Annotated in this window: 21 protein-coding genes and 1 tRNA gene; 11 read left to right on the forward strand and 11 right to left on the reverse strand. The window is 43.8% G+C overall.

Features of this window, described 5'->3' with window-relative positions; translation table 11 throughout:
• The first annotated feature begins 313 nt into the window (after positions 1 to 313).
• Positions 314 to 2,164, forward strand: a complete 1,851-nt coding sequence (locus F7231_RS24550; protein ID WP_166693894.1) for an O-antigen ligase family protein — start codon at positions 314 to 316, stop codon at positions 2,162 to 2,164.
• A 28-nt stretch (positions 2,165 to 2,192) separates the two neighbouring features.
• On the opposite strand, the gene F7231_RS24555 is transcribed toward F7231_RS24550, so the two are convergent.
• From F7231_RS24555 to F7231_RS24570, 4 genes are all read right to left on the reverse strand, one after another.
• Positions 2,193 to 2,852 carry a YdcF family protein gene (locus F7231_RS24555; RefSeq protein ID WP_166693895.1) on the reverse strand — a complete coding sequence of 220 codons (660 nt, stop codon included), beginning with the start codon at positions 2,850 to 2,852 and terminating at the stop codon, positions 2,193 to 2,195.
• Positions 2,853 to 3,386: 534 nt separating this feature from the next.
• Complete coding sequence (locus tag F7231_RS24560) at positions 3,387 to 4,604, reverse strand: hypothetical protein (protein WP_166693896.1); 1,218 nt, start codon at positions 4,602 to 4,604, stop codon at positions 3,387 to 3,389.
• Positions 4,592 to 5,026, reverse strand: a complete 435-nt coding sequence (locus tag F7231_RS24565) for a hypothetical protein (protein ID WP_166693897.1) — start codon at positions 5,024 to 5,026, stop codon at positions 4,592 to 4,594. The genes F7231_RS24560 and F7231_RS24565 overlap by 13 nt, the downstream gene beginning before the upstream one ends.
• Before the next feature lie 57 nt (positions 5,027 to 5,083).
• Entirely contained in the window at positions 5,084 to 5,602 is a 519-nt protein-coding gene (locus F7231_RS24570) for a helix-turn-helix domain-containing protein (RefSeq protein ID WP_166693898.1), read from the reverse strand.
• Between the two features lie 385 nt (positions 5,603 to 5,987).
• Between F7231_RS24570 and F7231_RS24575 the strand changes: the two genes are divergently transcribed.
• The 3 genes from F7231_RS24575 (at position 5,988) to F7231_RS24585 (ending at position 9,542) form a co-directional block, all read left to right on the forward strand.
• Positions 5,988 to 7,220: a site-specific integrase gene (locus tag F7231_RS24575; RefSeq protein ID WP_166693899.1), complete on the forward strand. Its 1,233-nt coding sequence runs from the start codon at positions 5,988 to 5,990 to the stop codon at positions 7,218 to 7,220.
• Positions 7,217 to 8,359 carry a hypothetical protein gene (locus F7231_RS24580; RefSeq protein WP_166693900.1) on the forward strand — a complete coding sequence of 381 codons (1,143 nt, stop codon included), beginning with the start codon at positions 7,217 to 7,219 and terminating at the stop codon, positions 8,357 to 8,359. Before F7231_RS24575 ends, F7231_RS24580 begins: the two co-directional genes overlap by 4 nt.
• A gap of 307 nt (positions 8,360 to 8,666) precedes the next feature.
• Entirely contained in the window at positions 8,667 to 9,542 is an 876-nt protein-coding gene (locus F7231_RS24585; RefSeq protein WP_166693901.1) for a DUF8464 domain-containing protein, read from the forward strand.
• Between the two features lie 619 nt (positions 9,543 to 10,161).
• Here F7231_RS24585 and F7231_RS24590 read toward each other — a convergent pair.
• The gene (locus F7231_RS24590; RefSeq protein ID WP_310589389.1) at positions 10,162 to 10,626 is read right to left on the reverse strand and encodes a very short patch repair endonuclease; all 465 of its coding nucleotides are present in this window, start codon (positions 10,624 to 10,626) and stop codon (positions 10,162 to 10,164) included.
• Between the two features lie 175 nt (positions 10,627 to 10,801).
• On the opposite strand from F7231_RS24590, the gene F7231_RS24595 reads away from it, so the two are divergent.
• The gene (locus F7231_RS24595) at positions 10,802 to 12,340 is read left to right on the forward strand and encodes a DNA cytosine methyltransferase (protein WP_208295681.1); all 1,539 of its coding nucleotides are present in this window, start codon (positions 10,802 to 10,804) and stop codon (positions 12,338 to 12,340) included.
• A gap of 50 nt (positions 12,341 to 12,390) precedes the next feature.
• A complete protein-coding gene (locus F7231_RS24600) occupies positions 12,391 to 12,663 on the forward strand; it encodes a hypothetical protein (RefSeq protein ID WP_208295682.1) in 273 nt (90 codons plus the stop codon).
• A 45-nt stretch (positions 12,664 to 12,708) separates the two neighbouring features.
• Here the strand turns inward: F7231_RS24600 and F7231_RS24605 are convergent, their stop codons facing one another.
• The 5 genes from F7231_RS24605 to F7231_RS24625 form a co-directional block, all read right to left on the reverse strand.
• A complete protein-coding gene (locus tag F7231_RS24605) occupies positions 12,709 to 13,452 on the reverse strand; it encodes a SinI family restriction endonuclease (RefSeq protein WP_166693902.1) in 744 nt (247 codons plus the stop codon).
• Positions 13,453 to 13,532: 80 nt separating this feature from the next.
• Positions 13,533 to 13,606, reverse strand: a tRNA-Asn gene (locus F7231_RS24610).
• Positions 13,607 to 13,788: 182 nt separating this feature from the next.
• Positions 13,789 to 14,115 carry a hypothetical protein gene (locus F7231_RS24615; RefSeq protein WP_166693903.1) on the reverse strand — a complete coding sequence of 109 codons (327 nt, stop codon included), beginning with the start codon at positions 14,113 to 14,115 and terminating at the stop codon, positions 13,789 to 13,791.
• A gap of 66 nt (positions 14,116 to 14,181) precedes the next feature.
• A complete protein-coding gene (rsmG, locus tag F7231_RS24620; RefSeq protein WP_166693904.1) occupies positions 14,182 to 14,844 on the reverse strand; it encodes a 16S rRNA (guanine(527)-N(7))-methyltransferase RsmG in 663 nt (220 codons plus the stop codon).
• Between the two features lie 67 nt (positions 14,845 to 14,911).
• Positions 14,912 to 16,075: a glycosyltransferase gene (locus tag F7231_RS24625; protein ID WP_166693905.1), complete on the reverse strand. Its 1,164-nt coding sequence runs from the start codon at positions 16,073 to 16,075 to the stop codon at positions 14,912 to 14,914.
• A gap of 206 nt (positions 16,076 to 16,281) precedes the next feature.
• Here F7231_RS24625 and tgt point away from each other — a divergent pair, with 206 nt between their 5' ends.
• From tgt to F7231_RS24640, 3 genes are all read left to right on the forward strand, one after another.
• Positions 16,282 to 17,412: a tRNA guanosine(34) transglycosylase Tgt gene (tgt, locus tag F7231_RS24630; RefSeq protein ID WP_166693906.1), complete on the forward strand. Its 1,131-nt coding sequence runs from the start codon at positions 16,282 to 16,284 to the stop codon at positions 17,410 to 17,412.
• 174 nt (positions 17,413 to 17,586) lie between these two features.
• Positions 17,587 to 18,147, forward strand: coding sequence for a hypothetical protein (locus F7231_RS24635; RefSeq protein ID WP_166693907.1), 561 nt, complete (start codon positions 17,587 to 17,589; stop codon positions 18,145 to 18,147).
• A 275-nt stretch (positions 18,148 to 18,422) separates the two neighbouring features.
• Positions 18,423 to 18,623 (forward strand): DUF4177 domain-containing protein, encoded by a 201-nt coding sequence (locus F7231_RS24640; RefSeq protein ID WP_085413130.1) that lies wholly within the window; start codon positions 18,423 to 18,425, stop codon positions 18,621 to 18,623.
• A gap of 258 nt (positions 18,624 to 18,881) precedes the next feature.
• Here F7231_RS24640 and tamL read toward each other — a convergent pair whose 3' ends face one another.
• Positions 18,882 to 21,395: a translocation and assembly module lipoprotein TamL gene (tamL, locus tag F7231_RS24645; RefSeq protein ID WP_229370320.1), complete on the reverse strand. Its 2,514-nt coding sequence runs from the start codon at positions 21,393 to 21,395 to the stop codon at positions 18,882 to 18,884.
• A gap of 117 nt (positions 21,396 to 21,512) precedes the next feature.
• Here tamL and F7231_RS24650 point away from each other — a divergent pair, with 117 nt between their 5' ends.
• Both F7231_RS24650 and F7231_RS24655 read left to right on the forward strand, forming a co-directional pair.
• Entirely contained in the window at positions 21,513 to 22,262 is a 750-nt protein-coding gene (locus tag F7231_RS24650) for a TrmH family RNA methyltransferase (protein WP_085413129.1), read from the forward strand.
• A gap of 409 nt (positions 22,263 to 22,671) precedes the next feature.
• Entirely contained in the window at positions 22,672 to 23,754 is a 1,083-nt protein-coding gene (locus F7231_RS24655) for a hypothetical protein (protein WP_085413128.1), read from the forward strand.
• Positions 23,755 to 23,881: the final 127 nt, after the last annotated feature.

Here is a 23,881-nt window from a genome sequence, read left to right on the forward strand (position 1 = left end):
GCAGCGCACGGTCCTGAAAAAGATAACTACACTACGAATAGACCAAATAGTAGTAGGTAGCTTTCTTCTTTTGTCAGTTACACCTTTAGTGGCTGATATGCAAGGATTCTCTACGTATCGAGTGCCAAAATACATCTACTTTTCATCTATACTCTTATTAGTCAGCCTACTATATCTCTTAGTACGTAATAAGCTAAAACAGCTTCACTACAACTTATTTTCTATAGCCTTCGCTAGTTTACTCGGCATCTACGGTATTACCCAGTTTTTTTCCTACGATAAATTGATGAGTTTCAACTCAACTTTTAACCGCATGGAAGGATTCTGGTATATGGTATCTATTTTTTTACTCTACGCAATTGGCTCCACGTCCAGAATTACAACTAAAAACTGGTCTTTCCTTTTTCGTACCTGGGCCATCGTTGCTTTACTAGTTACGCTGGGTGGATTCCTTTTCGATAAACAAAACAGCGCTTATTATCGATTGACAGCTACACTTGGTAATCCATCTTACCTCGCTCATTATTTATATAGTTCACTTCTATTACTTTTTCTGTCTATCGACGACCTGAATAGTCTCAAAAAATACTATTATGTAGTCATTCCTTTCTGCCTGATTTTGCTAACTGGGCTGTTCTTTACATTTGCCAGAACAACGTACCTTGAACTTATCGTTAGCCTTATTGTATATATTATCTTTCAAAGAAAGACACTACTTGCTATACGCTTAAAGGGTAAGTTATTTCGATTTATTGCTGGCATTTCACTTGTATTTTTTGCCGTTCTATTCTTTTATCGTAATCATTTAATTTATTTACTTTCTCACACAAACACGATCAATGACCGATTCAGATTGTGGAAAATCGCTCTCCTCGGTATTAAAGAAAAACCACTAGTAGGCTGGGGCAGTGATAACTTCATTTATCTCTATGACAAGTACCAGCGAAACACGGCTAGTACCAGTCCAGTTTTATACGATCGTAGCCACAACGTGTTCCTGGACTGGTTTGTGCATGGCGGCGTAGTGAGTGGCAGCTGTTACGTCCTTCTGTGGCTTGCTTTATTATGGTGTATACGCCAAACCACACTCGACAGTCATAAGAAAGCCCTTTTGATGGCCTGGTGGTCCGGTTCTGTGATCTACTTGTTTTTTAACATTGACAACCTTATCAACTGGTTGCTGCTTTGTATCGTGTCGCTTTATGTACTGGCGAATTGCCCACCCGATCACTTGTTCATTAGCACCAACCGGCGTGTGCTTAGAAGTCTCTGCGTTGCCAGCGCACTTTATACAGGTTGCATGACGTATTTCAGCCTGATACCGGTAGTGCAGTCGTACCTCATATCTCGTCAATTCGACACGACCGATTTCAAGGATAGGCTAACCTCACTTAACAAGCTATCTAAACGAGACTCTCCGGCAGACTTCACGATGGCGAAGCCTATCTATGAGTATTGCTATGAAGTGATAAATAGTGACCTCCCAGAAACACAGAAAAACAACTACATATCGTTAGCTGTCAATTTCTTAGAAAGCCAGATAAAAAAAAGGCCTCCTTCAATTCACCTGCTCAGTATCACGGCCGACTTGTACGCACAATTACACAAAACAGAATTGGCAGTTACCAAGTACAGAGAGATCATTCGGATCAACCCAACTATTCAACTGCCTTATTTTCAATTGGGCCGTCTATTTTTTTCGCTAAACGACTATCAACTCGCCTATACTTATTTTGAAGAAGCTGAAAGGCATGTGCGCATTCCAGGCGAAGCGACACTAATGAAGATCAGCACAAAAGCCTTAATGGACTCTACTTATCAGTTCGAACAGGACCTGTTTAGTGTGCCTGCCGATGAGCGAATAAAAAATGCCTATATGATTGGTACTATTTTTCGCCACGCAAAAAAATACACTGCCTATATGAACTGGATCTGGAATGGGGGCTACCATTCTGATGAGGGCACTACACCGTTGGTACTGTATGAATTTGCGACAACTGCCTACACAGCGGGCGACATGCAGACTTTCAAACAGGTGTTAACCATGTATGAAGTGAACTATGGGTGCTCGCCAGCATTCACTACTGACATACTTGCCCTTGTTGACAAGGGAATGGACCCATCCTCATCGTTGTGGACGTACAAGTCTTATTGCAGGGACTAGTTGAGTGCGACACCCACCAGCACATGCCTTATTGCGTGGCTAAGTGGCGATCATATCCTGCTTCGACCAATACCTCATAGGCTGACCATACATCGTCGGGTATAGCTTGTGGAATCTGGAAGCCTTTCTCCGGATAGAGCTTTATCCGTTGCAGATCACCGACCATGATACTAATAACATCGTCGGGCGTTAAGCCTGGGTTTGTGTAGGTGCTCAGGTACGTATCGAACGCGTCTTGGGGAGACGTGACCACTAGCTGCTTTTCAGGCCATATCTTTTTGAATGTGGCGTAGCTCCGGCGCTCCATGTATGGCTTTTGCACCACAATAAACGAGGTCAGGTCAAGGCCGCGCTTTTCCAGCAGTTGCTTTGTAAACAGTACATTCTCGCCTGTGTTGGTCGACTGGTTCTCGATTACTATCCGATCAGCCGGAACACCCATCGCCAGGGCAATACGGGCAAATAGATCGGCTTCCGGCTCCGACCACATCGATTTGGTGATAACGCCCAGACCACCGGAGAATATCAACAGGGGTGCCCAGCCCTCCAGAAACAGTTCCGCGCCTCGTTCAGCAACCCGCACGTCGTGGCTACACAGCACCAGAATAGCATCTGATTTAACCAGTTGATGATTCACATGATGATAGTCCCACAGCTTAACCGCGAGTTCGTGTACGTGCTCTGTCATATTGATTGCTACTCAGCCAATGTCCCCAATTCATGTAGCTAGCCCACTCGCTTAATAGAGGAAAAGTCTACAAACGATGGCTTAATGCAGCGGTGCATAGTGGGTACTGTTGCTAAGATGAATAAAAAGCCGAACAAATTTGGCATAAAAAAAGCACCCAAGTTTTATCGTAAGTGCTTTTTGCTCCCGAAGCTGGAGATATTTTTTTGAGCTAAGATATTGATAAACAGTATACTACAAAAAATAACCACAACATACTACTATATCTGTATATACTGTTTAGCATATAAATTGCTTTAAATTCCTTTCAGAACACCTTATATATGCGATTTACACTGTAACAGTCAATGTTGCATGTCACTAGATTTGTGCCAACAATGTAAGTTTAGTGAAAAAGTAAAGGAGGCACATATTGCTTACCAGAATAATAATCTAAGCGGCTCAGTTATACTTTAAAATAAATTACTACAAATCTAAATACCTTCAAAATGTAGGTTAAGATTCAAAATCAGATTAGTCTCCCTCCACTATTATCTAATCAGCAATATGCTCAATACCCATTATTTTCGTCCCTTGTTTCTGAAAGTAGTCTTGATTAAAAGAATAAATATCTATTCTATCTTCTAAAATCACATGAAGATGATTCTGATAATTTAAAGATCTTGGGTAAGTACGCCATCTCGTGATCGGGCCCTCAATTGTAAAAAAATTATTGTCACTTAGCAAAATGACCAATGCATTTTCACATTCCACAATTGTTCCAAAAGATGATGTAGAACCAGCTATCACATCCCCTTTCCACGGTGCAAACTCTACACTTTTTAACTTACTAAAAGATTGTTCACCTTTATATGCCTTTGGCTTATAAAGGTATTTAACTACTTCAAATGTATTAGAACTAGCTCTAAATATTTTATCACCAACGCCCCAACTAATAGATTTTTTATCCGCGGATTCATCAAAAATAACATCTTCGTAGACATTTTTTTCAAAATTTCTAGTATAGCTTTTACGCCCAGTAAGTTCATCTTCTTTAATATTCCATTTAAATTTTACCATGAAAGATTTAGAAACAAGTGAGCTGTTATACAAACTTAAGAATGTGTAGTTAGAAAAAGATGAATGCTCCGTACTAATTTCAAAAATAGGAGCAGTTGACTCAACTTGTTTTAAATCTTCTCCTACCGAATCGGCCATATTTAACTCAAATAACCCTTGATCTCCTCCAGAAAGACCAATTTGAGGATATTTATTAGCTTTAATCGATAATAGATTACAGTCCCACAATTTTTCAGGTTTACCATGCACTGGTTTTAGACCTTTTTTCCGATGAGCATCAGTTGAGAACAAACCCATTTCATTTATAAAATACAATTTACTACCATATATTTCCGTATCAGTGGGAATGATATTAGTAGGTGTATCTTGTTCACCAATTAAGAAATCAAACATTTCGACCTCTCTAATGACGTACTCCTTACTTGCTACTCTCTTGAATTTTCTTGAAAAAAGATTTCTAAATTCATAGTCTACAGCTATTAACTCCATTATTGAACTTTTATACAACTTATCGTTTTGGAGAAAACAATATTCAAATGTCAGTCTATCAACTTCTTTTTCGATCAACGATTCTACTACACTATACCAGTTGTACACTTTCAAGGCACCATCTAAAGTCCAAAGGTATAACCTCCCACTATACACCTGACAGTCAATATAATCGCCCTCAATTGATATTTTTACAGGTTGCATATTTTCCCTTGTCTAATTTTTACAACTTGGTGTTTTGCTATTATTTTTTCCTCTTTCCATTTTAGAAGGATAGGTGTAGAAGGGCGATCTTGACTATTTCGTACGTAATCAGCCGGATAACCATGCCATTCACTATTTCTAGGGTTATTAACAAACTTTGCAATTTTCAATGGCTCTCCGAATCTATTAGTTCCAATGTCCACTAATAAATTTTTTTCTACTACAAGCCCCCATGAACAATTTAACTCTACCCATTTATTATTCTGCCCAAAAACGAAGCAATTTGCTTCTTCCTCTAAGGATATTATCCATTTCGATTTAATCTTTGGTTCGACTGTCCTATGAAAAGAATAAAAAAAGTAGAAAAGAAAATTTGTTTTATTTAAATAAATTTGGGTCTTTACATCTAATTGGTAGTTCATGGCAAGAAATTAAAATGAATAATCAACAATCTTATAGGAGATAATTACTTTATTAATTTATTCCTTAACGGAATCTTTTGAAAGCGCTCTAATAGTCATCTCCATTAAAGCTATTGTACGATTTTTTTCTTCTATAATCTGATCTTTGTGAATAAGTTTTTCAACAAAATCTTTCTCTTTCTGTTTCAGCTTGTCACTTATCTCTTTCTGTTTCCCCTTCATATACTTTATTTCATCGCTTTTATTCACTAAGTCGTCAATACTTTCTTCTTCTAACTCTGTTATACGAGCTTTAAGCGTACTTATCTGTTTTTCGTACTTCTTGCATAAGTTGATATAGTATTCAATATCCTCCCTCGTTGGCTGCTGTTGACCTACTTCGTAGCTAAGTATAGCAGCAATTGACATTTCAAAGACATTGCCCAACTGCTCTAGCCGGTCAACTGTCACTTGAGTTAATCCCTTCTCTAACCGTGCGTAATTGCTTTGAGCCATTGATAGCTTAGAAGCTACTTCTTCTTGCTTAAGCCCCTTTTCTGTACGAATGGCTTTGATAGTCTCGTGAATGGTAGACATATGTTATCTATAAGTATTCTAAATTATACTTAAATCGTATATATACAATACGCATATATGCGAAATAGGTCTATGTTTGCAACAGATAAACACTCTGAAAATATGCAAACAACTGTCTTAACCCCCATTCGCGAGCTCATCAATGAGTCATTGCCCGCGAATATGCAATTTAAGCCTACTACTGATTTCTACAAAAGCGTAGGCATAAATAAGCATCGCTTTTCTAAAATCCTTAGAGGAGACTTACAGCCACATAGAGACGAGCTAAGAGCTATCGCTCTCCATTTCGGTATTCCTGTACAAAAACTTCTGTGAAAGCAAAAGCCCTACACCGTGTCCAGACGGGTAGGGCTACTTGGTTTTACCAAATCCTGACGACTTGATAATGACAAAGTTAACGCAAAAAAAGCCCCGAACGAAAGGGGAAGGTGTTAGAAAATTAACACTCCATTTGTACCAAAGAGGTACGAACGTTTACCTCAAACTCTTCTATGAAGATCATACAGTGGCCTTTTCAACTGGCATTAGTTGTGAACCAAATCACTTAGACAAGAACGACTTCTCTGTAAGTGGTAATGAGTCAGCAACGATCTACTTACAGGGTTTACGGTCTGATTTTCAACGAGCATTTACCGACTTCCTTATAACACGCCGTAAACCAGATTTGTACGAGCTTAAGAAGCTAGTACTAGATAAAGCGGGTCTAGGATCATCAAAGCCTACACTGATTGAGTGTTTAGAACGCTTTTATAAAGAGGAGTTTGAACAGCTTTCTGGAATTGACTATAAGCAGAAGAGCGTAGAGAAGAAGCGGTATCTGGTCGAACGTATAAAGAGGTACGTTCTTGAGCATCATATTAACCCGTTTTTCAAACTATCAGATGTGAAGCTCATCGATGGAAAGAACCTTACTAACTTCTGTAAACGCGTATTTGGGCATGGTCATAACCACGCTGTATTACATGCTGAGTTTTTAAAGAGGACATTGAACTATGCAATCGCTAATGAGTGGCTTGATAGGAACCCACTTGTCTTCTTCAAGCCAAAGCGTGACCGTAAAGATGTAGTTGCTTTAAGAGAAAGTGATCTTTTAAAGCTCTTTAGCACAGTTTTTCACTCAACTCAGTACAACTACGTCAAAGACGTATTCTTGTTTTGTTGCTACACAGGACTTGCATACAACGAAGTTAAAGCCCTTGATAAGAGTCACTTACAAACAACTGAGAAGGGTGAACTACTAATCAGAATACATAGGGGTAAGAATGGCAACTTATCAATCATTCCGGTAGTACCTCAAGCACTGGCAATACTTGAGCGGTACAAGAACAACATACACTGTATAAGCACAGAGAAGCTTTTACCAGTTTATGCAAACCAAGTAATGAACCGGATTTTGAAGGAAGTACAAGCAATTAGTGGGATTGAAGTAAGACTTACAACCCATGTTGCCCGCAAAACCTGTGCTTCAATGTATGTACAAAATGGTGTGCCTCTAACCAGTGTGGCAATTATGCTAGGGCATAAGAAGACTAGCACGACAGAACAGTACTACACACAGCGAAGCGAAGAATCTGTTATCCGTGACATTCAGGCATTCGTGAACAGGAAAGAGGCATGAATAATACAGCAATTCCTTTTCATTTGGCCTACGAAAGTGGGCCAAATGGTTATTCTACGGATCGATCTGCAAGAAAAAGATTAACCCTTGAACAAGTTCTGGCTACACGCTTAACCGACTTCAACCAGGTTAAAAGGGCTGAACCTGTTGTAACTGTTGCTGACTGCGTATTTGCCCGGCAGGGTGATTTCTCGCTGATAATGGGTCAACGTAAAGCAGGTAAGACGACCGTTTCACAGTTCATTATAGCTACTGCTTTGATGCAACGTATACCTGTTGATTTAGATACACTTGGTATACAATCCCGCTACTGTGAAGGTAAAGATGTAATCTACATCGATACTGAAGGCAGTGAAGAAGACACAGCCGACTTTCTAAAAGGTGTATTGGGGATTATGGGTAAGACTCAGAAACCTGAAAATTTCCACGTACACCGATTCAGAGAATACACACAGGATGAATGCAAAGAGGCTGTAGAACTGCTATTTGAGTACTATTCAAATTCGCATCTATGGCTTATTGATGGAATAGCAGACCTAATCAAAAGCCCAAACCATGAACAGGAAAGTAATGAAGCTGTGCGTTGGGTGATGAAATACGCTAATAAGCTCAATACCTGTATGATATTGGTCATTCACGAAAATCCGGGTGATGGAAACAGAAAAGCACGTGGTCACCTTGGAAGTGAATTAGAAAGAAAATCAAGTGGTGCATTGGCTGTAGTGAAAGACAATAGCACAAAACCAATACGCCACCTAATACAAAGTCGCTATCTACGTAAAAGTGCTGATTTTGAAGATATAGCCTTCACGTTTGATCCAGACACCAGACGACCAAGCCTACACATATTGACTGCTGAAGAAAGAGCATCAATGCGATCAAAAGACTATAGCAAAACGCAAGAGCTTACGAAACTAAGAGACAAGTGTTTCAAGGGTCTAGGCAATACAGATGAAAGGAGTCTGAAAACATCTATAAAGCATAGCCTTGGACCGCAACCAAGTCAAGACGCTGCACGAATGAAAACCAAAAGGCTTTTAGATGGGATGATTGAAAAGGGATTAATAAGGCTGGAATTGATAGAAGACACGAACGTCTATTTCCCAATAAATGAGAAAGGGGAAGCAATTGACCTTTAGCCAGAAAGACGAACGAACGCGAAAATATATATAACGAACTAAGTATATATATAGCTGTTCATGTTCAGTTCGTTCGCTTCAATCTGATATTCTAAAAATGAATAACGTGTTGTTTTAATGATTTGGCCGCTAAAAGAAAAGGACAGAATATTCTTTGGTTAATCTTGAATTGATTCTCATTGCCTGAAAGAACGAACGAACCATTTCACATACACCCTTCTAAGTTCGTTCGCATTCTCGTCCTCAAAAACAGACGACATTTTCACTGCAAACCAAATAATCTTTGGTAAAGTAAACCATAACACTTATGCTCTCACAAGAACAATTGAACAAGCTCAAAAGCGTACCAATAACGGGCTACTTAGAATCGCTGGGACACAAACCAGTAAAGCAGATAGGTAAAGAAATATTTTACTATTCACCATGCTCTCAAGAGTCAACACCTTCCTTTCTAGTTGATCCGGCAAAAAACGTCTTTCACGATTTTAGTGGAGAAGGAGCAAAAGGAGATGTGATTCGATTAGTACAGTATATTAAACGTTGCTCATTCATTGAAGCTATCCAGATACTTCAACAGATCGAGAGAAAACACCCAGTGCAATCCTTTTCTTTTAGCGGCCAAACTTTACCCATACTTACCACATCAACCCTTGAAATAATCAGCGTTCAGCCATTAAGAAATAGAGCGTTGATTGAATATGTAAATAGCCGAAAGATTTCAACTGAGGTTGCATCTATCTATTTACAGGAGGTCAATTATACCGTAAATGGGAAACAATACTTTGCGATTGGTTTTCGCAACGATAAAGGGGGATACGAGCTAAGAAGTAAACCGTTTAAAGGTTGTACAAGTCCTAAATGGTTTAGAAGCATTGAAAGCCCTTCTAAAGGCTCTGTAAACGTGTTTGAGGGTGTATTTGACTATCTATCTTGCTGTGAGCTTTACGGGGTCACAAAACTCAAGAACACCACTTACATACTCAATTCACTTTCCTTACTCAACGAGGTATTGCCAATCATTACAGAGTACGACAAATTGAATGTATTCTTTGACAATGACAAAGCCGGAAAGAATGCTTTAAATAAGTTAGAGAAATTAGGGTTAGCAGTGCAGGATTGCTCAACCTATTACCCTAATAGCAAAGACTTCAATGACCACCTCATAGCTCATCGTTTCACCTAATCGTAGGGGGTAGCATACAGGGTACCATTTGAGGCACCATTTAGGATACCATTTCAGACACCATTTGTATCATTTGAGGCACCATTTAGGACACCATATATGCTTTTCACGAGGTTTTTTCTAATTTATTTCAAAATAACCAAGCTTTAACACCACCATCAACGGGGTCTTAAGCAAGGCTTAACGCGTACATCAATGGATACAAATAAACCAGAATCAGGAAAAAACGGCCTACGGAACTACCAATTTGAAACAGTCAAGAAGGATAAGATCATTCATCACCACGATCAAGAATATGGCAGATGGAGGGAAGTACACACCGGCTTATTCTATAACAAAAAATGTGTATACTGTAGTGTAGAGTTTGAAGCACGAAGAGTAGATACGGCATTCTGTGGGCAGAATTGTCAAAAGGCCCATTTAAGGCTAAGAAAGAGAAACGTATAAACAACAATAGGTCGCTTTCATGTGAAAGCGACCTATTGTTGTTTATACGCCCTAATAAGAAATAAATGCAGTTTGTTGACCAACACAAGTGCAGCTACTTGAACAATCGAAATTCATTAGCTTTAAGTAAGCATATTTTAATTACCCTAGGCTAATAATATATTAAATAATACTATTCTGAGTATATATCATTATCTATAAAGCGCAAAAGATTGTAGTAAGTAGTTCCCCTTCTGCCTTTTGCCAGTTCACATTCATGAATCACAAAAACGCGCCAACCTAACTCTTCCAACATAGCTCTTTGGTGATTATCTCTTTCTATGTTATTTTGAATCTTGTTTTCCCAAAACTCTTTACGTGTTAGTGGAGTCTTATAACAGCCTGCGTGACCATGCCAGAAGCATCCATCTACAAATATCACAACACCGTGACTATAAAGTACAATATCCGGAGTCCCGGTCAAACTTTCATCATGAAGTTTATATCTAAAACCTAACGAGAACAGAAACTTTCTTACCAGAAGCTCAGGCTTTGAATCCTTCTTCTTGATACTAGACATTATCCGACTAGTATTAGGTAAGACGTCCTCATCAGTCATAAGCTTCCTTCTACGCTTAACTTTCATATAGTCAAACATTTAGTATAGTAAACACTCCCTCTTATAACCTTGAATTGTGGCGGTTTGATCCTAAATAACGTGAATTATATTACAATATGAGCCTGTTTATATCTACCATAATAGTGACACAGTTTTAAACCAGATACGTTATATTAGCCTTTCGTAATAATCAGGTAATACTTTGCTCATTACAATGGCAAGATTCACATTCATAGATTTATTCGCTGGAATCGGAGGATTCAGGTTAGGCCTTAGTCAAAACGGTGGCGAGTGTGTAGCATTCAGTGAAATTGATAAAACTGCAATAGAAACTTATTGCAAAAATTTCAATGAATCAAAAGATTATAATCTAGGAGATATAACTTCAATAAAAGATCTACCAAAGCATGATCTTCTAACTGGTGGCGTTCCATGTCAAAGCTGGTCGATTGCAGGAAAAAACCTTGGTTTTGATGATGATCGTGGACAACTATGGAATGACACGTTATTTTTGTTAAATAAAAGTAGGCCCAAAGCATTCATTTTTGAAAATGTTAAGGGACTTTTTGACCCAAGAAATAGCAAGGCACTAACTCATATATTAGAAAGAATTGAGTCAGCGGGTTACTATGCTAAAGCTTTCTTAATAGATTCTTCTGATTACGGAGTACCTCAAAGCCGTATTAGAGTATATATTATTGGTTTTCATAAGAAAGAATACCTTCAAAATTTCTCACTGCCAGAAAAAGTCGAGAAAAAACTCAAATTACATGATTTCCTTGACTTACCAGCAAGTGGAAAGCCATCAGAAAAACAAACATTTACTGACCTCTTTGGAGTCATTACTCCTGCCCCCAAGTCTAGAAAGGAACTTAACGATTTTTTTCTTTTCAATGATATCAGAAACGGCCCATCAACCGTACACTCTTGGGATATAATAGAAACGACCGATAGAGAGAAACAAATTTGCTTATTACTATTAACTAATAGGAGAAAGAAGCTTTATGGCCCTTACGACGGGAATCCCTTGTCCATTGAGCATTTTAGAAATTTAGACTCTTCGATAAATATTGAAGATTTGGAAACTTTAGTCTCGAAGGGAATTTTAAAAAAGGTCGAGTACTTATTTCAAATTAATTCTTTAGATGACGTTGTCTTAGACAAATTTGAAAACATAGTCTTAGATCACTCAAATGGAGATAAGCTTTGGTTAGATGACGTTAAGAATAGCCGAAAAATCAAGCAAGCTAAATTTAAATTAAAAAAGATTCTAGACCAGCTAAAATCAAAAGGTTTGATCAATTGCACAGAGCTTAGATATGAGTTCAGATACTCTAAGATTAGTTCTGGAATAAATGGGGTAAACAGAATTTATCTTCCTAACTCAGAAGTCTTTTCAACGCTTGTAGCAAGCGACACGAACGATTACGTGTCTACAGTTAACGTTTCAGGAAAATCACACGAAGATCTCAAAGAAAGATTTTTGAACGAAGTTTACAAAGAAGGCAAATTCAGGAAAATTACAAAAGAGGAAGCTTGTGTGATACAAGGGTACCCGAAGAATTTTGACCTTCCTGAGCGTAGAGATAAATGGATGAAGCTTTTAGGTAACAGTGTATCAGTACCAGTCATAAGCGAATTGTGCCAAGCTATTATTGAAACAGGGGTATTCAGTTCTACGACTCATGTTGATAGTGTTGAGAGCTATGCAGACTCTGAGATTGAAGTAGCAACCTTAGAAGTATCTCGATAAGATACCCTTAGAAGAAACGCTTGACTTTCGTTGGCTATTAATATCTGAATATGTTAGCACAAATTTGTAATATCGAAGATGTGGTGGAATTCGCTAATATATTAGTAAGCGAAGGACTCACTGGTGGATTTCATCCGGATGATCCTTTTGAAGACTACATTTTACCTAATGGAGAAAAACTTTATTCCCCTGAGGAAGCTGCTTTAAGAAACAAGCTAATTGAACAGTGTTTTGAAATTTGTGGAGATAACATATATGCTGTCATGGGCCGAGTGACCATGAAGGGCACACCCAATGAGGGAATGTTTAACGAAGAAGATTAATTAAACTTTGGGTAGGATCATTTAACTTATAGTTAGTGACCCTACCTATTTCCCCAATTTTAACAAATACTCATAATTATCAACTACCAAACAATCTGGGTTTTGTCTAAGAGTTTGCACTACAAAGTCTCGAAAGTCTTCTTCAGATAAGTCATTACGACCAACAAGTTCATTCAGTTCACTCCAATTGTGTTTGTCTGTTTTGGAGAATCTTCGAAACCATTTTTTTATATCTGTATCCTTCCTTACACTAACGCTTGAGCTATTTTCTGAGTTATCACTATTTTTTATTTGTAATAAGATATTATCCTTTCTACAAAAATCAATCGATTTTAAAGATGAGCCCCAACAGCAAAACCACCCATCTTTTTCCAATTTGGTAGAAAGATATTCTTCTAATAGAGAGCCAACTAAATTCTCAGTAGTCATCATTAAACTATGGCCTTCCGAAATTGCTTGTAACCTTTCGTCATCTTTAATTTTTACTTTCTCACCTAATATCATTTTAATTAAAGAATCTGCCACTGTACCGCCTGGATTGCCCTTCATCTTCGAAGGTCGTCCTTTAAACCCCTTGGTATAATTCTCTATCCATTTATCTAGATACTGATTGTACTGTATTACATCACCGCTAAACGCCTTACCCTTGTAAGAAGGAAGCGTGTTAGGATTGTAATGCCCAACTCGTAGTATAGTTTCAATAGCGGTATTCCATTGTGCTCCTAGTGTAGCTCTACCATAAGCTACCCAATCCTCAATATTGTGGTTGTTAAACTTGGCTAGATCCATTTTTTGAAAAGAAAAAGTGTTACAAAAAGATATACAGAAACAAAAAAAAGCCCCAAAACAAGATGTTTTGGGGCTTTTTGCTCCCGAAGCTGGGCTCGAACCAGCGACCCTCTGATTAACAGTCAGATGCTCTAACCGGCTGAGCTATTCGGGAATATGCCGGACGATGTCGTTGTTCTGATATCGTGGTGCAAAAGTAGGGCGGCAGCGGGTTCAGCGCAAGTGTTTGGCGAAAAAAATTGCCTTTTTTACGAGCTATCGGCTGTTCAAACATCCGGTCACCAGTACAACCTAATGACTATCAACGGATACCCTTGTGCACGTCAGGCAAAAAAATTACCGCTGTCCGTAGTTCGTTGGACCACCGAACACATCAGGGCGGTTGGCAGGTACGTTCTGTAAGATGAGCTCCTTCACCCGCCGGGCATCGCCTTTGGTGAAGTTGTTGAGCACGATCTCAGGCCGGGCACGAGGCAGGATGCGAATCGTGGAGAAGAAAAGGCCGTTGTCGATCTCTACGCCCGAGATGTCGGAGTAGAAGATGAAGTTGTCGGTTCCGCCGATGAGCTTCTTCACGCGGAAGGTTACACCCTTGTCGTTAAACTCAACCACATCCTGACGGATCGGGTCTTTGAAACTGCTGCTGCTGAAACGTTCGTTCATGGTCATTATGGTGTTTTCACGTCAGGGTCTTCTGTTGTAACGCAACTGTAGACCATAGTCAGAAAACTATTTTTTGATGTGTACTACTTTTTTGGTCTCGAAGAACTCTCCCTGGAAATAGTCAGAGAGACTATAAAGCTTATACTTGTCAGGAATCTCGGCTAGTTCTTCGGTCAGGTCGCCGCCTTTCAGGTACAGAACTCCATTGGGTATGTCGTTGTTACCGCGCTTGGTCACTTTGTAGCGTGTCCAGCTCATAAATGGCTGTAGGCGCGTCACCGCACGGCTGACAACAAAGTCGTAGGAAGCGGAGATAGCCTCGGCGCGTACCTGTTCGGCCCGTACGTTGGTGAGTCCCAGCGCCTCGGCTACGCCCTTCACCACCGTGATCTTCTTGCCGATACTGTCAACGAGGTGAAACTGAACCAATGGGAACATGATAGCCAGAGGGATACCGGGAAAACCACCGCCCGTTCCCACGTCGAGGATTTCGGTGCCGGGCTTGAACTGCACCACTTTAGCAATGCCCAGCGAGTGCAAGACGTGTTTTTCATACAGCGCGTCGATATCCTGGCGTGATATCACGTTGATCTTCGCGTTCCAGTCGCGGTATAACCCATCGAGTGCCGCGAACTGCGCTTTCTGCTCGTCGGTCAGGTTGGGGAAATAAGTGAGAATGTCGTTCAACTCAGTTTGACGTTTGTCGTTTGATGGTTGACGTTGCCACATGCTGACCAACCTTACGTTCCTAGGCAACGCAACGTCAATCATCAAACGACACACGTCAAACTAAAAATTACCACCCCGTTTGTTTTCTGCGCCAGGTTAGGGCCATGCGCAGGGTAGACAGGCAATAATAGATGGCCAGCGTTAGATCAGTGGCGGGAATTGCGTACCAGCGTACCATAGTCCCCAGCCGGTGACTGATGCGGCCAATGATCCCCCAAAATAAGGCAAAACGAAGTAAAAACAGGCCGGTAGTCGCCAACAACAGTGGTTGAAGCAAGGCCTGCGTCTGTTGCGTTACGGCCAGCCAGCTAACGTACCCGGCCACGACCAGCCCCAACAACCAGGTGAGCACGTGCGTGGCAGTGACTAAGCCCAGGCGAAGTTTATCACCTGTTTTATACCGTTTACCTACGTTCAGGTGGCGCTGTTTTTGCCTGCGCCAGGCCCGCCAGGTTTCCTTCGGCGCGGAGGTCATAAACGTATCAGGATGGAGACTTACGGCTACGTTTCGGGCTGTGGCAGCCTCGTTGACAAACAGATCGTCGTCGCCGCCCCAAACCCGCATATGGCTGTAGAATCCTTTATGGCGGAAAAACAACTCGCGACGATACAACAGGTTACGTCCTACGCCCATATAAGGCCGACCCGCCAGGGCCAAAGACACATACTGCACGGCCGTAAACAGCGTTTCGGAACGGATCAGAAAATTCAGGAAACCGGGTTTGCGGTCATAAGGCGATATGCCCAGTACAATGTCAATTGACTCGTCGCTCAGGGGTTCCATCATCCCGGTCAGCCATTGATCAGATGTGGGTCGGCAATCGGCATCGGTGAGCAGCACGGTTGGGTACGTTGCCTTCTTCATGGCAATCGTCAGCGCATATTTCTTGGGCGTTACGTGCGCGGCCTCCACATCGATTCGGATGTAGCGCAGATTAGGCAGCAGGGGAACCAGCTCTTCCAGCAACACGTCAGACAGATCAGTCGACCGATCGTCCATTACCAGCACTTCATAGAGCGGATAATCCTGCGAGGTAAGCATCGGCAGCAGTTCGAGCAGGTTATCGTGCTCATTGTTGGCACAGACCACAACGGTTACACCCTGCGCAGAAGGCGGCGCGCCAACCGGGGCCGAAACAGGCCGGAAAGCCGTTCGGGCAAACAAAAAGAGAAGGCAGAGCACCTGAATCGTCAGCACGCCGAGCCATCCCGCCAGTAAACTAGTAATCACCAGAACGGTAGCTGTTTAATCAAATGAAGAAGTGGGACTAATCGCATGACAAAGATAGAGACAAACGGTGGCATCGTACCTTTGTGGTTTCAGCACAATGCTTTCTGTTTATCGTTTACAGGTTGCAGTTCACAGGTGCGCAGCCATAGGCACCTTGAGGGTAGTTAGCAGCGCAAGTGTAAACCGTAACCGGTAAACTCCAACCAATGACGTTTACAATTCAACACAACGACCCGGCTTCGCAGGCACGCACAGGTACGTTAACCACCGACCACGGCACTATTCAGACGCCCATTTTCATGCCCGTTGGTACGGCAGGAACGGTCAAAGCGGTACACCAGCGCGAACTCGAAACCGATATCAACGCCGACATTATTCTGGGCAATACGTACCACCTGTACCTGCGTCCCGGCCTCGACGTGCTCCAGCAAGCGGGTGGCCTGCACGGCTTCAACGGCTGGAAACGGCCCATTCTGACTGATTCAGGCGGTTATCAGGTGTATTCTCTTTCCGGTACGCGCAAGATCAAGGAGGAAGGTGTTACGTTTAAATCGCATATCGACGGGTCGAAGCACACGTTCACGCCAGAGGGCGTGATGGATATTCAGCGTACGATCGGGGCCGATATCATCATGGCTTTCGATGAGTGCACCCCCTACCCCTGCGACTACGCCTATGCCAAGCAGTCGATGGACATGACCCACCGCTGGCTCGACCGCTGTATCCGGCGTTTCGACGACACAGAGGGGCACTATGGCTGTAACCAGTATCTATTCCCCATTGTGCAGGGCAGCACGTACCCAGACCTCCGGCGCGAGTCAGCGGCAGTCATTGCGGGCAAAGAACGAGCCGGTAACGCCATTGGCGGTTTGGCCGTGGGTGAACCTGCCGAAGAGATGTACAAGACCATCGACCTGGTCAACGAGATTCTGCCCCGCCACAAGCCCCGTTACCTAATGGGCGTGGGAACACCCGCCAACATTTTGGAAGCAATTGGACTGGGGGTCGACATGTTCGACTGTGTGATGCCCACACGTAACGGACGACATGGCCTGCTCTTCACAACAGAGGGCATGATCAACATGAAGAACGAAAAGTGGAGCCGCGATTTCAGCCCGATCGACGCTGGCCTGGGTGGGTACGCCAGCACGTTCTACACCAAAGCCTACGTTCGCCACCTCTACAAAGCCGATGAACTGCTGGCCGGTCAGATTGGCTCTCTGCAAAACCTGACGTTCTACCTTTGGCTGGTTCGGCAGGCCCGCGCCCATATCGAAGCTGGCGACTTCGTATCGTGGAAAAACGACATGGTGAAGCGCCTGATGGTAAGGCTATAAGGAGTGAATATACGAACGGGTGACCAGGATTGAACGGCAACACTGGTGACCCGTTCGTTTACCTAAGGAGGGTATTTAGATTTGCTTGAGTCTTACAGACCGCACATCGTGGTCGATAGCGTTTAAGCTACCGAATATGCTTTGGCGTTAGCAATTAGAGTTAACAGTGAATCTATGAGTGATCAAGATAAGATAGGTAAGATTGAGGCTTCATTAGACTTGTTGCATTCCTTTCTGGTTAGAGCAGGTACATTTCAAAAGTTTCACCATTTTTTCGCCGTTTACTCCATAATATTAGTTGTGATTCTTGACACACTCTATCATTTGGATTACTGGACCGAGGGCAAGTCAAAGTACGAAAAAGTGCTAGTTTGTCGCTCATTATCAGTAATTATTGTAACTTTTCTTGAAGAGAGTAAGGGTTATTTTGGACTTAATTATCAAGCAGAGATGAGGTCGAATAACTTAATAGAAGAGGCGAAACTGTTAGGTAGTCACAATAGTCAGTTAAAGCGTTTTCGTACACAGAATATAAACTATTTCAAAGCCATTCGCAATAAAACGATGGCTCACAGAGGAGATGGCATTTTAACTGCGCTTTCAGAAATTAATCAAATTTCAGATGAAGAGTTTATTGAGAAAACAGTAGAACTTCTTCGTATTTTGAATTCACACTTTGATGAATTAGATAAAACCGCAAAAAGTATATTGACCATTATTGAGCAGCGAGTGTAGGCTACTTATAAACCGAGTATCATGTTTAATGTATTAGAAATGCAAGCAGGTTTGAACAGCGTCTTATTATAACTGAGTAAAATAATGTGTGAAAGTGTAACGCATCTGTGCTTAGCCTATCTTGCTTTCTCTATTAGCACGTATAATTGTTGGGTAACCCGTCCAATATAAGTAACATGGGCAAATCTCGATTGACCAGGCACTGTATCCAGAGTACTGGATGTGACAGTCCATCGTAGTGAAGCCAACTAATTAGATGACTAAACCATAAAACCATGAAAGACTACAAAGTTGAAGCCCTGATTTACTACACCAAGCTAACGTTTGATTCCGAACACATTATCAAGAAGTCCAAAGAAGAAATCCAGGCCAAGCTGGACGAATACGCCTCTCAAGGGTACCGATTAACGTCTACATCGTCGACCAATTTTGGAGCCGCTGTCTATATCTATCTATATTTCGAAAAAGATATTTGAGCATTACTTCATTCTGCAGCAAACACTTACGTCGGCCAGAAGAGCTTTCTAATAAAATTTTAGCACCAAAAATCGCTGCTTTCTGTAGACCCTTCGACAAGCTCAGAGTGACAAGCTTACCCAGGATCGTTATAAACGTTCTTTAGTCCCCTGTCACCCGATCTTGTCAGCTTTCCACCGCAGCAACTCCGGTGGAAAGCTGACAACGTACCTGAGCTGGCGCTACGTTGTAGCCCCTGTCAATCTTCAAGCGTTGTATCAGAAGGGATACCCAATGCCGAAGACTACGTTGACGGGGTTGGCACCGGAGAAGGCGTTTTTAAACGAAAACTTGTTCAGAATAAACCGCTCATCAATGAGTTGTCTGCTGGTGGCATCAACGTATCGGCGCGAAGGGTCATAGGCTTTTACGGCAAAGTCGAAGCGGAGCACGAAGAAGGAGAAATCGAGGCGGAGGCCAACACCGGTACCTACAGCTAACTGCTGGTAGAACGTACCCGGTCGGAACACAGCGTTTGGGTTGTTTCCCGGATCGCGTAACAGCCACACGTTACCAGCATCGATGAAGAAAGCGCCATTAATATCCGCAACGAACTTGAACAGCCGCGCCCGCAATTCGGCTGACCCTTCCAGCAGCACATCACCCGGCTGTTCAAACCGGTAATCGAACTGGCCGCTTTTATCAGGCGCAAATATGGGTACCGATGTGCCATCGGTGAGGGTTGTAGAACTGGGGAAAGCGGCACCCAAGCCCAACCGGCGTGGAAGCCAGGCGCGCACGCTGTTTGAGCCACCCGCGAAGAACCGTTTTTCGTAAGGAGCCGTCCGGTTCGAACCATAGCCAAATACTACCCCTGCATTTGCCCGGAAAGCCAGCAGTGCACGCGGCGAGATAGGCAAATAGTGTCGGTAATCGATGTTCGTACGCAGAAATTTATAGTAGTTCAATCCGGTACTTTTTGACAGCGACTCAACCGCCGATGTCTTTAGCAGATTCATCGTTGTGCCGCCCGATTCAACCGTAGTTCGCAAAAAGTTGGCGCGCTTATTCTGGCCCAACACGTTGGTATTGTACGTGTAGCCAAAGCTGACACTGGAGTAGAAGGCATTGAGAAAGCTATTTTTTATGGTGCTCCCTTGGCTGGTCAATTCATCCAGGTACCGCTCGAACCGCTCGCCAACCGGCCCGGGTTGCGGCTTAGCCTCCAGATAGTTGACATCAGCGATACTTAAATTAAACTGCTGTGCCTGACTCCGTTGCCACAGGTAGGTCATAGCCGCCCGCAGATTTTGTCGAGTGTAGTCAGGACGGGTGGTAACCGTATAGCCCACGGAAAGCTGGGTACGTGGGTTGAGGGTGTTGAACAGGAATCGGGCTTTGCCGGGAAACAGGATTTGGGGAAACAACAGCGAAGCCGTTAGCCCCAGCTCCTGCGAGTAAAGTACGGAGTCAGCTGCGAAGCCAAGCTGCGCCTCCAGACCATAGCGGGCGGCAATTTCAAACGTTTCGAGGCCACCGAACAGGTTACGTACCCGCAGCGACGCGTTGGCATACGGACCCGGAAAGCCCTGCCCCTGGTATAGTACCGTCAGCCCCAGTTCAGTGGTGATATCGTACTTGTCGAGGGGCGTAGCCGTAATCACTGTTCGTAGTCGGCGGCCGGTGGTATCGGTAAAGTTGACGTTGGCAAACCGGAATTGGTTGAGTAAAAACAATTGCCGTTGCGTGTCAGCGTAGTCGCGCAGGCGGTAGAGCAAGCCGGGGCGCAGGGCAATCTTGGTATCGAGCAGCCGCGTAGAGTACATGCCCTCTTCCAGAAAATACCGAATGCCGTTTCGTTGCACGGTATCCAGCGGAGCACGGGGATCTCGCGCCAGCGTCATCTGTACTTCGCCAATTTCATAAACTGGATGACTGCTTTTACCCGGTGGATTTAGAATCTGGACTTCCAGTTCAACCGGGCGACTGAGCGAATCGCCGTCACGGGCCGTGGCCAGATCGTTCACATCAAATTGAATGTACTGTCGAGAGAAACCGTAGTACCCGCTGTTGCGAAGCAATTCTTCCAGCCTTACCCGTTCAGCATCAATGTTGGCTATATCGAAGCGGGCACCTACTTTCAAAAAAGTAGATCCCAGGGAATAGCCCACCAGTGAATCGATCTTCTTATCAGGAATAGCATACGTGATCGATCGTAGGGTATACGGTTTATTCTCGGTCACGATGTAGTTGACCCGCACCCGCTTATCCGTCAGCGTATCGACAGTATATCGGGCTTTTGCCTTGAAGAAGCCTTTGCTTTCGAGGAAAAGCTGCATTTTTGTCGTGTTGGCCTCCGCATCGGCCTGTGCGTAGTAAACCGGTGGTTCGCCAAAATTGCGCATCCACCAGTTACCTTTTTCAATGTACTTCTGGGTCTTTCGGGCATCCCGGTTGAACTGCCGGTTCAGGGTTTTCAACGCTTTAGCATCGTTTCCGACAACCTGGCTTTCCTGCTCAAACCGGGCGGTACGGGCCTCCAACACGCGGGCAGCCGAATCTGGATTGTAGTGACCCGACGTACCCAGGTAAATCCAGAGACCGGGCGTAAAAGGTAGTTGGAGTAGCCGTTTATTGGGTCGTTGGGGAATTAAGGCTTCCAGTTCGTCGGTTTCAACGGTCTGGTTACCCTTTACCGACTGCGAAAAAAGCAGATACTGATTGTCTAAGCGTTTGGTGGGCGCACAGGAAGTAACGAATAGAATGAACAATGCATAACAAACAAACGTCAAGGAGACGCGGGTTGGCCTGACCCAAAACCTCAACACCATTGCTCTGCCACGACCGACCGATTGTCCACTAGTCATTACACCGTATCGGCGGACCGATTTAAAATTATTCATTCGCTTATGATCTCAAAATCTATCGCGCAGTTTGTCAGGTCGTTACACCAGAAAAAGTACCGTCAGCAGGAGCGCTGTTTTCTGGTCGAAGGCGCGAAGAGTGTACAGGAAGTCTTGTCGTCTACGTTCGATGTCGATTTGTTACTCACCACAGACGCGTTCTACAAAGAAAACGCCCTACTGGCAGACCGCCAACGTTGCCGGATCGAAACCGCCACCGCCGATGAACTAACGCGCGTTGGCACACTCGAAAGCAATAACGCCGCCCTGGCCGTTGTGCGTATGCGCGCAAATGTACCGCTTTTACGGGCTACGGGTACCTGGGCGTTGGTCCTCGATGACATTCGAGACCCCGGTAATCTGGGTACCATTCTCCGCATTGCCGACTGGTACGGGATCGATACCATCCTGTGCTCAGATACCACTGCCGATGTGTATAACCCGAAAGTGATTTCGGCCAGTAAAGGCTCGTTTACGCGGGTAAACTGGTGGTACGGCGACATCACTACCGTGCTCGGCCAGCGCGACGCGCCGGTCTATGGGGCCTTTCTGGATGGCGATGATGTGCACCAGAGTCCATTCAACGGGTCGGGTGGGTATATTGTGATGGGCAATGAAGCGAATGGCATAAGCCCGGCTGTAACACCATTTGTTACCCAACGGATCACGATTCCCCGGTACGGTAACGCCGAATCATTAAATGTGGGCATTGCCACGGCCGTGATCCTGGACAACCTCCGCCGCGTACAAGGCTAGTAGGTCTGTGGCTGGCGCTGGCGTGTTGTAACCCCGTCTGCTCGACTTCGCGTCGTGTTATTGAGACGTAGTGCTTCAATCGCACAAGGCCCATCATCCTATAGTGAATTTTGTTTGATAGCCCTGTCAACGATTAGGGCTCACCTCTACTTGGTCTTGCCAGACGATGGCTTGACATAGCCAGCCGACGGAACGAACGCCAAAGCGGTCAACAAGCTGCGAAATCCCTGGAGTTTTACCTGATAATCAATATAGTACTCCGTGTTTTAGTAGGTCGTCTAACTTTGACGAAAGTAGTAAAAGCGATTGGCCGCTACCCCACAGCAGGCCAGGCAGAATAGTGGCGGGATAGAGAACTGACGCTATCCAGAAGCGTAACTACTGAAAGCACCACCAAATCTCACGACGAATGGCCTACATCTTCTTTTGTCTGACTGTACTGTGCTACATCGGACTGGCATTGCTCACGGCCAGTAAGCCTAACCTAGGTGGCGAAAGCGGTGGCATGGGCTACGGATTGGCACTCGTATTTTGGGGCCTCGGCCTGACTCTGAGTAGCCTGGCCTTAACGATTACGCTGCTCGTGAAAGGTAATCTTCATTGGCTGGCTGGCAGTTCAGAGGCCCGTACAGGAGTAAGTCTGATCGCCTGGCTCGGCATGGCACTGACAGCCTTTTTCTGCGCCGTGTTTACCTGGGAGTGGCACACCGATGGAGATACGTACCCAGAATTTTTACACTGGCTGGCCATTCACCGTGCCCAGATCTGGATTCCTTTGTTCTGGTTGGGTGCCTGTTTCTTTTCGCTCAATAGTCAACTGGCGCAAAACCTGTCACAGGGTGCCCTGAGAAGCATTTTTTATACTGGTTTTCTTTTCAGTAGTATCTATAGTGCCGGTCTGGTGACTGGTTATCTGCGTGATTCAGTCCAAACCGCTACACGGGTGATGGCTGAAGAGCAACAGCGCGACGAGCTCTGGCACCAAAAAGTACTTGATGAAATTGCTGCTCACAAACCTACTGACTCGATCTATGGCTTATTGAGCCAAACATCGCAGGTACGTCCCACCGACACGCGGGAAGCGGCAGTAAACAAAGTTAAGAGTCACCCCAATTGGGAAGCTGACTTACTGGCTCTGCTGACCAGTAAACAATCCTATCAGCAGGTTTACTACTTCCTGGATGGCAACCCTGTAGCGCATCCTCAACAATTCGAAGCACCCCTAAACCAGAGTATCCTGTGGTTGGCAGAAACGATTAAAGCCGACATAACTGATAGTAATAACCTGCAACATTGGAGCTTCGACATGTACGGCATCGACAACCTGCTGCGTGCGATCGATATGCAGTTTCCCGGCAAAAGCAGTACGTTCTATCCTGCTGTAGTTCAACTCAAACAAGCGCTGGATACGCCCCGCCCTGATCAGTTCAAGGATGTTCGCTTCACAGCAACTGGAGCCGTAGACGCATGGCTTACCCAACACGGTAATTAATGCACGGCTCACCGTTCTACGGTAAATCACTGTCTACCAGTGACAAATGTTAGGTATACTGTATCTTATTCGCATCGGTTTACCATCGAGGCCTGGCTAAGCTTAAGAACTAGTCGACCACTCCCAA

The organism is Fibrivirga algicola, assembly GCF_011742925.1.
GTDB classification, from domain to species: Bacteria; Bacteroidota; Bacteroidia; order Cytophagales; family Spirosomataceae; genus Fibrella; species Fibrella algicola.

Excerpts from the sequence above, each read along its gene's own strand:
- F7231_RS24550 (WP_166693894.1), top strand. The coding sequence starts at position 314 with ATGGAAGGATTCTGGTATATGGTATCTATTTTTTTACTCTACGCAATT.
- F7231_RS24555 (WP_166693895.1), bottom strand. The coding sequence starts at position 2,852 with ATGACAGAGCACGTACACGAACTCGCGGTTAAGCTGTGGGACTATCAT.
- F7231_RS24560 (WP_166693896.1), bottom strand. The coding sequence starts at position 4,604 with ATGCAACCTGTAAAAATATCAATTGAGGGCGATTATATTGACTGTCAG.
- F7231_RS24565 (WP_166693897.1), bottom strand. The coding sequence starts at position 5,026 with ATGAACTACCAATTAGATGTAAAGACCCAAATTTATTTAAATAAAACA.
- F7231_RS24570 (WP_166693898.1), bottom strand. The coding sequence starts at position 5,602 with ATGTCTACCATTCACGAGACTATCAAAGCCATTCGTACAGAAAAGGGG.
- F7231_RS24575 (WP_166693899.1), top strand. The coding sequence starts at position 5,988 with ATGACAAAGTTAACGCAAAAAAAGCCCCGAACGAAAGGGGAAGGTGTT.
- F7231_RS24580 (WP_166693900.1), top strand. The coding sequence starts at position 7,217 with ATGAATAATACAGCAATTCCTTTTCATTTGGCCTACGAAAGTGGGCCA.
- F7231_RS24585 (WP_166693901.1), top strand. The coding sequence starts at position 8,667 with ATGCTCTCACAAGAACAATTGAACAAGCTCAAAAGCGTACCAATAACG.
- F7231_RS24590 (WP_310589389.1), bottom strand. The coding sequence starts at position 10,626 with ATGTTTGACTATATGAAAGTTAAGCGTAGAAGGAAGCTTATGACTGAT.
- F7231_RS24595 (WP_208295681.1), top strand. The coding sequence starts at position 10,802 with ATGGCAAGATTCACATTCATAGATTTATTCGCTGGAATCGGAGGATTC.
- F7231_RS24600 (WP_208295682.1), top strand. The coding sequence starts at position 12,391 with ATGTTAGCACAAATTTGTAATATCGAAGATGTGGTGGAATTCGCTAAT.
- F7231_RS24605 (WP_166693902.1), bottom strand. The coding sequence starts at position 13,452 with ATGGATCTAGCCAAGTTTAACAACCACAATATTGAGGATTGGGTAGCT.
- F7231_RS24615 (WP_166693903.1), bottom strand. The coding sequence starts at position 14,115 with ATGAACGAACGTTTCAGCAGCAGCAGTTTCAAAGACCCGATCCGTCAG.
- rsmG (WP_166693904.1), bottom strand. The coding sequence starts at position 14,844 with ATGTGGCAACGTCAACCATCAAACGACAAACGTCAAACTGAGTTGAAC.
- tgt (WP_166693906.1), top strand. The coding sequence starts at position 16,282 with ATGACGTTTACAATTCAACACAACGACCCGGCTTCGCAGGCACGCACA.
- F7231_RS24635 (WP_166693907.1), top strand. The coding sequence starts at position 17,587 with ATGAGTGATCAAGATAAGATAGGTAAGATTGAGGCTTCATTAGACTTG.
- F7231_RS24640 (WP_085413130.1), top strand. The coding sequence starts at position 18,423 with ATGAAAGACTACAAAGTTGAAGCCCTGATTTACTACACCAAGCTAACG.
- F7231_RS24650 (WP_085413129.1), top strand. The coding sequence starts at position 21,513 with ATGATCTCAAAATCTATCGCGCAGTTTGTCAGGTCGTTACACCAGAAA.
- F7231_RS24655 (WP_085413128.1), top strand. The coding sequence starts at position 22,672 with ATGGCCTACATCTTCTTTTGTCTGACTGTACTGTGCTACATCGGACTG.